The organism is Micromonospora sp. NPDC051296 (assembly GCF_040682255.1).
In the GTDB taxonomy this organism is placed as follows: Bacteria; Actinomycetota; Actinomycetes; order Mycobacteriales; family Micromonosporaceae; genus Micromonospora; species Micromonospora craterilacus.
Map to the genome: position 1 here is coordinate 1 of NZ_JBFBAO010000281.1, position 9,398 is coordinate 9,398.

The window sequence follows — 9,398 nt, forward strand, 5'->3', positions numbered from 1 at the left end:
CCCGCCGCCTCGTCCAGCACGGCCCGGGTCTCGGTGCCACCGGCGTCCGAGCCGAAGCCGGGCTCGGTGAGGCCGAACCCGGCCAGCGCCTCGCCGCTGAGCAGCTTCGGCAGCCAGCGGGCCTTCTGCTCGTCCGTGCCGAACCGGTAGATCGGCATCGCGCCGAGCGAGACCGCCGCCTCCAGGGTGATCGCCACGCTGGAGTCGACCCGGGCCAACTCCTCCAGGGCCAGGCAGAGGGCGAAGTAGTCGCCGCCCATGCCGCCGTACTCCTCCGCGAAGGGCAGGCCGAACAGGCCCATCTTGCCCATCTGCCGGATGATCTCGTACGGGAAGGTGTGCTGCTCGTAGTGCTCGGCGATGACCGGCGCGACCACCTCGCGGGCGAAGTCCCGCACGCTGTCACGCAGCGCCTCGTGCTCCTCGGTGAGCCGGAAGTCCATCGGGTTCCTCCTGTGTGGACGGGGCCGCCGGGCGCTCGTGACGCCGGGACGGTGCTGGTGCTGGCTGGTGCGGGTCGACGGCTCGGGCGGGGTGTGGCCTGGCCGGGTCGACGGCTCAGACGGGGGTGACGCCGTGGCGACGACGGGAGAAGTGCCGCTCCTTGCTGCGGGCGGCGGCGAACCGGCGGACCAGCTCGGCGCGCAGCTCGTGCGGTTCGACGATCGTGTCGACCACCAGTTCACTGGCCAGCCGGACGATGTCGATGTCCCGCTCGTACTCCTCGCGCTTGGCGGCGACGAAGGCGGCGCGCTCGGCCTCGTCCTCGATCGCGGCGATCTTGTTGGCGTACACCGCGTTGACCGCGGCCTCCGCACCCATCACCGCGATCTTCGCGGTGGGCAGGGCAATGGTGGCGTCCGGCTCGAAGCCCGGTCCGGCCATGGCGTAGAGACCCGCGCCGTACGCCTTGCGAACCACCACGCAGATCTTGGGCACGGTCGCCTCGGAGATCGCGGTGATCATCTTTGCCCCGTGCCGGATGATGCCCTGCTTCTCCACCGCGCTGCCGACCATGAACCCGGGCACGTCGCTCAGGAACAGCAGCGGCACGTTGAACGCGTCGCAGAGCTGCACGAACCGGGTCGCCTTGTCGGCCGAGTCAACGAAGAGCACGCCACCCTTGAACATCGAGTTGTTGCCGACCACACCGACGACCTCGCCGTTGAGCCGACCGAACCCGATGGTCAGCTCCTTGGCCCAGAGCGCCTGGATCTCGAAGAAGGAGTCCTCGTCGAGCAGGCCCTTGACGTACCGCCGCATGTCGAACGCCTGCCGCTCGCTCGCCGGCACCAGCGCGGCCAGGTCGGCCTTGACCGACGCCTCGACCGCCTCGGCCTTCGGCGGCTGCTGCGTCCAGTTCGCCGGCAGGTACGACAGGTAGCGCTTCACCACGTCGAGCGCCTCGGCCTCGGACTTGCAGAGGAAGTGCCCCACGCCCGACTCGGCGCAGTGCACCTTCGCCCCGCCCATCGCTTCGAGGGTGGTCTTCTCGCCGGTGACCATCTCGACCATCCGGTCGGAACCGAGGTACATGCTGGCGTTGCCGTCGACCATCGCCACCACGTCGCAGAACGCCGGGATGTACGCGCCACCCGCCGCGCTCGGCCCGAACAGTGCGCAGACCTGCGGGATCGAGCCGGAGGCGCGGACCTGGTTCCAGAAGATCTTGCCGGCACCCCGTCGGCCGGGGAACAGCTCGACCTGGTCGGTGATCCGGGCGCCGGCCGAATCGACCAGATAGACCATCGGCACACCGGTGTCGTACGCCCGCTCGATGATCCGGATGATCTTCTCGACGGTACGCGCGCCCCAGCTGCCGGCCTTGACCGTGGAGTCGTTGGCCATCAGGCAGACCTGCCGCCCGCCGATCGTGGCGGTGCCGGTGACCACGCCATCCGCGGGCAGCCCCTCGGCCAGCGCGTTCGCGTAGAGCCCGTCCTCGACGAACGACCCCTCGTCGACCAGCAGGGCTACCCGTTCCCGGGCGAACAACTTGCCCTTGGCCGCGTTCGCCGCGTGGTACTTGTCCGCGCCGCCGGCCCGGACCCGCTTGCCCAGCCGCTCCAGCGCCCCACCATCAACCGTCACGCCGGCTCCCCAACCCCGACCCACCTGAACGATCGTTAGGCTACCCCACCGCACCCACTCCCCGCACTCACCCACCACACCCTCACCCCGCCCCAGCCGGCGCCGATCTTGCACTTCCGGTCGCCACATAAGGGCTAAAAGCCGCGAACAGGCGACACAAAGTGCAAGATCGGCGAGGCGGGTTGGTAGGGACGGGCGATCGTGGGTGGGGTTAGGGGGTGGGGGTTAGGCGGGTGCGGGGGCCGGCGCGGAGGACGCCGGAGGGGAGGCGGCGGCCGGTTAGGTGCTCGGCCAACTCGGCTGCCTCGACTAGGGCGTCCAGGTCGATGCCGGTGTCGATGCCCATGTCGTGCAGCATGTGCACCGCCTCCTCGGTGGCCAGGTTGCCGCTGGCACCGGGGGCGTACGGGCAGCCGCCGAGACCGCCGACGCTGGCGTCGAACTCGGTCACGCCCAGTTCCAGCGCGGTCAGCAGGTTGGCCAGGGCGGTGCCCCGGGTGTTGTGGAAGTGCAGCAGCAGCGGGATGTGCGCGTTGCGGTCGCGTACGGCGGTGAGCAGGTCACGGACGCGTCGGGGCGTACCCATGCCGGTGGTGTCGCCGAAGGCGACGCGGTCCGCACCGTCGCGGACCACCCGGTCCACGATGGCGGCCACCCGGGCCGGATCGATGTCACCCTCGTACGGGCAGCCGAAGCTGGTCGCGATGATCACCTCGGCGCGGGCGCCGGCACCGTGCAGCAGGTCGATCAGCTCGGCGATGTCGTCCAGCGACTCGTCCGTGGCTCGGTTGACGTTGCGCCGGTTGTGCGTGTCGCTGGCGGAGACGACCACCTCGATCTCGGTGAAGCCGGCGGCGAGGGCGCGCTGCGCACCACGGGTGTTCGGCACCAGCGCCGAGTAGCGGACCCCGTCGACCTTCGCCGCCCGCTGCCACACCTCGTCGGCGTCCGCCATCTGCGGGATCGCCTTCGGGTGCACGAACGACACCGCCTCGATCCGCCGTACGCCGGTGCGGGAGAGCGCGTCGAGCAGCCGCACCTTGGCGTCGGTCGGGATCGGCTCCTCGTTCTGCAGCCCGTCGCGCGGCCCGACCTCCCGGATCGACACGAACTCCGGCATCCCTGCCATGCAGTCACCTCGCTGTGACACGTCGCTGTTGCTGGTTCCCCCAGCATGTCACCCCGCAGACCCAGCCCGGTTGATCAAGGAGTTTCCGTCAGGTCGAGCGCGGATCCTGACGCGAACCCCTTGATCAAGCAGGCTGGGGGTCAGCGCATCCGGGAGACGATGGTGGTGTCGTAGTTGCCGGAGATGAACTCCTGGTTCTCCAGCAGTTCGGCGAAGAAGGGGAGGTTGTTCTTCGGGCCGGCGAGCTCGAACGAGGCCACGGCCGACTTCGCGCGCTCGATCGCCTCGGCGCGGGTGTCGGCGCTGACGATGAGCTTGGCCATCAGGCTGTCGTAGAACGGGGTGACGGTGTTGCCCTCGACGTACCCGGAGTCGACGCGCACCCCGTCGCCGGTCGGCTCCACCCAGGTCTTGATCACCCCGGGGCCGGGCAGGAACCGCTTCGGGTCCTCGGCGTTGATCCGCAGCTCGATGGCGTGCCCGCTCGGGGTCAGCGCGTCCGGGTCGAACGTCGGCGCCAGGCCGGCGGCCACCCGCAGCTGTTCCTCGACCAGGTCCACGCCGTAGACCAACTCGGTCACCGGGTGCTCCACCTGCAGCCGCGTGTTCATCTCCAAAAAGAAAAACTCATCGGACGCGGGGCCATCTTCCATGAAGTCCCGCTGACGCGGGACCAACAAGCACTCCACGGTGCCCGCGTTGCGGTAGTTCACCGCCTCGCCGGCCCGGACCGCCGCAGCGAGCAGGCGCGACCGCAGTTCCGGCGAGACGGCTGGGGACGGAGACTCCTCCACCAGCTTCTGGTTGCGTCGCTGCACCGAGCACTCCCGCTCGCCGAGCGCCACCACCCGGCCGTCGGCCAGGCCGAGGATCTGCACCTCGACGTGCCGCACTCGGGGGAAGTACCGCTCGAGCAGCACCGAACCGTCGCCGAACATCCGCTCGGCGAACGCGCGCACCTTGTCGTACTCGACGCGCAGCGCGGCCTCGTCGGCGGCCACGCCCATGCCCATGCCACCACCGCCGGCGGCGGCCTTCACCATCACCGGGTAGCCGATCTCGGCCGCCGCGGCGACCGCCGCCGCCAGGTCCGCGGCCGGCTCGGTGGTCCCGGGCGCCACCGGCACGCCGGCCGCGGCCATCAGGTTCCGCGCGTTGATCTTGTCACCCATGGCGCTGATCGCGTCCGCGCCGGGTCCGACCCAGACCAGGCCGCTGGCCTCGACGGTACGGGCGAAGTCGGCGTTCTCGGACAGGAAGCCGTAACCGGGGTGGATCGCCTGCGCGCCGGTGGACTTGGCGGCGGCGAGGATGGCCTCGGTGTTGCGGTAGCTCTGTGCCGGATTGGCCGGGCCGACGCAGACCGTCTCGTCGGCCTCGACCACGAACGGCAGCTCGGCGTCGGCCTCCGAGTGCACCGCGATCGCGCGTACACCGAGCCGCTTCGCGGTACGGATGATCCGGCGGGCGATCTCGCCCCGGTTGGCGACCAGCAGCGACTCGATCATGCTTCCTCCGAGCGTCCAGATGGTGGGAACGCGTGCTAGGGAACCACGACACCCAGGAGGCAAGGAAGGAAGGGGCCCGGTTGACGCCTGCGGCCCCTGGTCAAAGTGGCAGTGTGGCGGGCCGGTCTGGACCAGGCCGGGCGGGCACCAGTCGCCGTCAGGCCGGTTCGGTGGGGGCGAGCAGGGCGGCGAGCGTGGCGGCGCGCAGCAGCTCGGCCCGACGCCGGCGGTCGACCTCGCCGCCGAGGAACGGGGTGGAGTTCATCAGGCCGAACGCGGCGTGCGCCAGCACCCGTGCCTCACCGTCCGGCAGCCCCGGGTGCAGCGCGGTCAGCACGGTGACCCACTCCTCGACGTAGAGCCGCTGGAGGCGGCGGATGCGCCGCCGTGGCTCCTCGGGCAGCCGGTCCAGCTCGTGCAGGTGCAGCGCGATGACGGCCGGGTTGGCCAACGCGAAATCGACGTGGAAGTCGATCAACGATTCCAGCACGGCACGCGGGTCGCCCGGATGCGCGGCGGACCGTTGCCGACCGCCGTCGAGCAGCCCCTCGCTGACCGGCACCAGCGCGGCGACCAGCATCGCCTCCTTGCCGGCGAAGTGGTGGTAGAGCGCCGGGCCGGTCACCCCGGCAGCAGCGCCGATGTCGTCCATCGACACGCCGTGGTAGCCACGGGAGGCGAACAGCCCCACCGCGATCTCCAGGATTTCGTCCTTGCGGGACCGGCGCCGCCCCGCCCCCGTGGCCCCGCTGTTCGCGCCGCGGGCCTGCTGCTCCACCGTCACCGGGCAAGCGTAGACCCGGCAGGTCCCGACGTGGACGCGTGGTTACCCGCCAGTCCGATTACCGGGAACCGCCACCCGCGCGGACCGGCGCTGGTTGATGCCCGACAGGCGCAACGCGATCCGGTGGCGGACCGGTGACAGCACCGAGACCAGGCGAAGCAGCGTGTCCCGGGCCGGCCGTACGGCGGGTGGCACGGTGGCGAGCCGGGTCAGTCGGTCGGCGAATCCGGCCACCTCGTGGGCGAGCGGACGACGCCGGGCCGCGTACTCGTCCAGCCGGGTTTCGGGGGCACCGGCCAGCACGTCGGCGAGGGTCTCGCCGAGGTCGACCGCGTCGCAGATGCCGAGGTTCATGCCCTGCCCGCCGGCCGGGCTGTGCACGTGCCCGGCGTCGCCGGCCAGCAGCACCGGCCCGGCGCGGAACGTCTCGGCGACCCGGCGGTGCAGCCGGAAGCGCGACGACCAGAGCACCTCCCGCACCCGGTCCGGCTGCCGGCGGGGACCGCGCTCGTCGAGCAGCCGTTGCAGGTACGCCGCGTCCGGCTCGGCCGGCGGATCGGCGACGGTGGCGACCAGCCGCACCCGCCCGTCGGGCAGGGGTGCCCAGACCAGCGGGCCACCGCGGGCGAGGAAGATCGACGCGCCGTCCCGGGGCAGGGTGCTGTCGACGCGTACGTCGGCCAGCACGAACGACTCCCCGGAGCCGGTCGGGCCGGTGAACGGAATGCCCACCAACTCGCGGACGGTGCTGTGGATACCGTCCGCGCCGATCACCCACCGGGCCCGCACGGTCGCGCCGTCGAACTGCGCCACCGCGCCGTCGCCGTCGTGGTGCAGGCCGGTCAGCCGGTACGGGCGCAGCACCCGCAGACCCGCGTCGGCCAGCCGCTCGGTGAGCACCTCCTCGGTCACCGACTGGGAGACCATCAGCGCGTACCGGTGGCGGGTGGGCAGCCGGTCGAAGGGCACGTTCACCAGCACCCGGTCCCGGTCGCGGACGCTGAACCGCGCCGACCGCAACCCGCGGGCCACCAGCGGCGCGCCCGCGCCGAGCCGGTCCAACATCTCCAGGGTGTACGCGTGCACGACCGCAGCCCGCGACGTCACGGCCGGCTCCTCCCGCTGGTCGACCAGGGTGACCTCGACCCCTCGGCGGGCCAGGGTCAACGCGGCGGCCAGCCCCGTCGGGCCGGCACCGACAACCAGGACATCCGTTCGTTCGGGCAGCATGACGACCTCCCCGCATCGGTTGCCAACACTTGTTGGCAAACGCTTGTTGGCAACGTTAGGCGCCCCCGCATCGGGAAGTCAACAAGCGTTGGCATACTGTCGGTCTCATGACGGAAGGCGTACCCCAGGGAGAACGTGAACCGGCGACGGTGGCGGCGGCCGGGGGCGGGCGCGGGCGCAGCTCGGACGCGACCCGCGCGGCCATCCTGCGGGCGGCCCGCGACCGCTTCGCGGCCGACGGCTACGACCGGGCGACGATCCGGGCCATCGCCGCGGACGCCCGGATCGACCCGTCCATGGTGATGCGCTACTACGGCAGCAAGGAGGGACTGTTCGCGGCGGCGGCCGAGTTCGACCTGCGGCTGCCGGACCTCAGCGGCGTGCCGCACGATCGCCTCGGCGAGGCGCTGGTCAGCTACTTCTTCACCCGCTGGGAGGGGGACACCACGTTGCCGGCCCTGCTGCGTACGGCGAGCACCAACCCGAGCGGGGCCGAGCGGGTACGCCAGATCTTCGCCACCCAGCTCGGCGCCGCGGTGGCCCGCATGGTCGCCGACCCGACCGAGGCTCCCCGTCGCGCTGGCCTGGTCGCCAGCCAGCTGCTCGGCGTGGCCCTGACCCGCTACGTCCTCCGCCTACCCCCCATGGTCGACCTCCCCCCGGCCGACCTGGTCAGCTGGCTCGCCCCCACCATCCAGCGCTACCTCCGCGCCGACGCCCCGCCCGCCACTGCTGGCTGATCACTTCGGGTTGGGGCCCTTGACGACGGGGGCGCGGACCAGGTTGCCCCATTCGGTCCAGGAGCCGTCGTAGTTGCGGACCTGCGGGTAGCCGAGCAGGTGCCGCAGCACGAACCAGGTGTGGCTGGATCGTTCGCCGATCCGGCAGTACGCGATCACGTCGTCGGCCGGGCTCAGTCCGAGCTGGTCGGCGTAGATCGCGCGCAGCTCGTCGGCCGACTTGAACGTGCCGTCGTCGTTGGCGGCCGACTTCCACGGCTTGCTCACCGCGCCCGGGATGTGCCCGCCACGCAGTGCACCCTCCTGCGGGTAGTCCGGCATGTGCAGCATCTCGCCGGTGTACTCGCCCGGCGAACGCACGTCCACCAGCGGCCGGCCGGCGGCGATGTGCGCCATCACCTCCTCGCGGAACGCCCGTACCGGCGCGTCGTCGCGCTGCGGCACCGGGTAGTCCGCCGGTGTCCGGGCCGGCTTGTCGCGGGTCAGGTCCCGCCCCTCGGCGATCCACTTCTGCCGGCCGCCGTCGAGCAGCCGCACGTCCGGGTGACCGAAGAGGGTGAAGACCCAGAGCGCGTACGCCGCCCACCAGTTGAAGTTGTCGCCGTAGAAGACGACCGTGTCGTCGCGGCCGATGCCCTTGGCGGCGCACAGTTCGGCGAACCGCTCGGCGTCCAGGTAGTCCCGGGTGACCTGGTCGTTCAGCTCCAGATGCCAGTCGACCTTGATGGCACCCGGGATATGGCCGGTGTCGTAGAGCAGCACGTCCTCGTCGGACTCGACCACGACCAGGGCCGCGTCGTTGAGGTGCTCCGCCAGCCACTCGGTGGTGACCAGGCGCTGCGGATCGGCGTACGACTGGAGTCGGGGATCGGGATCACTGGGCACAGGCATGATCCCCAAGGTACGCCGGGTCACCGGCCTGCCATCGAGATTCGGATGCAGCGGATGCCGGACACCACGCGTGACAGTGCTGAATCCCGCCGAACACCGAGGACTGCCATGACCGCAGGGCACCGCCCGGAGTCACCCGGGGCCACCTCGCCACCCATGGACTTCACCGACTTCTACCAGGCCCACTTCCACCGCCTGGCGGTGCAGCTCTACGCGTACCTCGGCGACCACGCGGAGGCGCAGGACCTCACCCAGGAGGCGTTCTGCCGGCTCCTCGAACGCTGGGACCAGGTCAGCGGGTACGACGACCCGATCGCCTGGGTACGCCGGGTCGGCTGGAACCTCGCCACCAGCCGCCTACGGCGGATGCGCACCGCCGTCCGCCATCTCGCCCGGCAGCGGCCGGAGCACGTCCCCGGCCCCTCGCCGGACCGGGTCGCGCTGCTGGCGGCACTGGCCACCCTGCCCGCAAACCAGCGGCAGGCGATCGTCCTGCACCACCTGACACACCTGCGCGTCGCAGAGATCGCCAACCAGTTGGGCGTACCCGAGGGCACCGTCCGCTCCTGGCTGTCCCGTGGCCGCGCGGCGCTGGCCACGTACTTCACCGAACGGCAGGAGGCCGGCCGTGCGTGAGACCGACCTGGACCAGATGTTCGCCGAGTTCGAGGCGACCGCCACGTCGACCTTCCGGCCACCCGGGGTGGCCGCTGCCCGCCGCCGGGTACAGGACCGTCGCCGTCGCCGTCGCGGCCTGCTGGCCGGCCTGGTCACGCTGCTGCTCGCCGGGCCCGGGGCGTACGCGCTCGCCGGGCGGGACACCGACCGAATCCCACCCACCCCGACTCCGTCACCCACACCTGACGGCCGGCTGGTCGAACGGAAGGTGACCGCGCAGGGGGCCGCCGGGTCGCTGACCGAGCTGCGCTTCGTCGACTCCTGGCACGGCTGGGCGCTCTTCGACACCTGCGGACCGGACGAAGACAGCGGCCGGACGGACTGCTGGCGCGATCTCGCGCGTACCG

The 9,398-nt window shown here is 71.6% G+C and carries 9 protein-coding genes and 1 pseudogene; 3 read left to right on the forward strand and 7 right to left on the reverse strand.

Annotated elements, in window-relative coordinates:
* The 6 genes from AB0M52_RS24785 to AB0M52_RS24810 form a co-directional block, all read right to left on the reverse strand.
* A partial coding sequence (locus AB0M52_RS24785) for an acyl-CoA dehydrogenase family protein (RefSeq protein ID WP_363958091.1) occupies positions 1 to 443 on the reverse strand: 443 nt, incomplete at its 3' end.
* Positions 444 to 558: 115 nt separating this feature from the next.
* Positions 559 to 2,091, reverse strand: a complete 1,533-nt coding sequence (locus tag AB0M52_RS24790; protein ID WP_363958094.1) for an acyl-CoA carboxylase subunit beta — start codon at positions 2,089 to 2,091, stop codon at positions 559 to 561.
* A 211-nt stretch (positions 2,092 to 2,302) separates the two neighbouring features.
* Positions 2,303 to 3,220: a hydroxymethylglutaryl-CoA lyase gene (locus tag AB0M52_RS24795; RefSeq protein ID WP_363958097.1), complete on the reverse strand. Its 918-nt coding sequence runs from the start codon at positions 3,218 to 3,220 to the stop codon at positions 2,303 to 2,305.
* Between the two features lie 140 nt (positions 3,221 to 3,360).
* Positions 3,361 to 4,728, reverse strand: coding sequence for a biotin carboxylase N-terminal domain-containing protein (locus AB0M52_RS24800; protein WP_363958100.1), 1,368 nt, complete (start codon positions 4,726 to 4,728; stop codon positions 3,361 to 3,363).
* A gap of 157 nt (positions 4,729 to 4,885) precedes the next feature.
* Positions 4,886 to 5,512, reverse strand: a complete 627-nt coding sequence (locus tag AB0M52_RS24805) for a TetR/AcrR family transcriptional regulator (RefSeq protein ID WP_363958103.1) — start codon at positions 5,510 to 5,512, stop codon at positions 4,886 to 4,888.
* Between the two features lie 42 nt (positions 5,513 to 5,554).
* A complete protein-coding gene (locus tag AB0M52_RS24810; protein WP_363958106.1) occupies positions 5,555 to 6,742 on the reverse strand; it encodes an FAD-dependent oxidoreductase in 1,188 nt (395 codons plus the stop codon).
* 107 nt (positions 6,743 to 6,849) lie between these two features.
* Here AB0M52_RS24810 and AB0M52_RS24815 point away from each other — a divergent pair, with 107 nt between their 5' ends.
* Complete coding sequence (locus tag AB0M52_RS24815) at positions 6,850 to 7,482, forward strand: TetR family transcriptional regulator (protein ID WP_363958108.1); 633 nt, start codon at positions 6,850 to 6,852, stop codon at positions 7,480 to 7,482.
* Here the strand turns inward: AB0M52_RS24815 and AB0M52_RS24820 are convergent, their stop codons facing one another.
* A complete protein-coding gene (locus AB0M52_RS24820) occupies positions 7,483 to 8,373 on the reverse strand; it encodes a sulfurtransferase (RefSeq protein WP_363958111.1) in 891 nt (296 codons plus the stop codon).
* Between the two features lie 108 nt (positions 8,374 to 8,481).
* Between AB0M52_RS24820 and AB0M52_RS24825 the strand changes: the two genes are divergently transcribed.
* Positions 8,482 to 9,009, forward strand: a complete 528-nt coding sequence (locus tag AB0M52_RS24825; RefSeq protein WP_363958114.1) for a sigma-70 family RNA polymerase sigma factor — start codon at positions 8,482 to 8,484, stop codon at positions 9,007 to 9,009.
* A pseudogene (locus tag AB0M52_RS24830) lies at positions 9,002 to 9,398 on the forward strand (hypothetical protein); the annotation flags it as partial. The gene AB0M52_RS24825 and the pseudogene AB0M52_RS24830, both read left to right, overlap by 8 nt.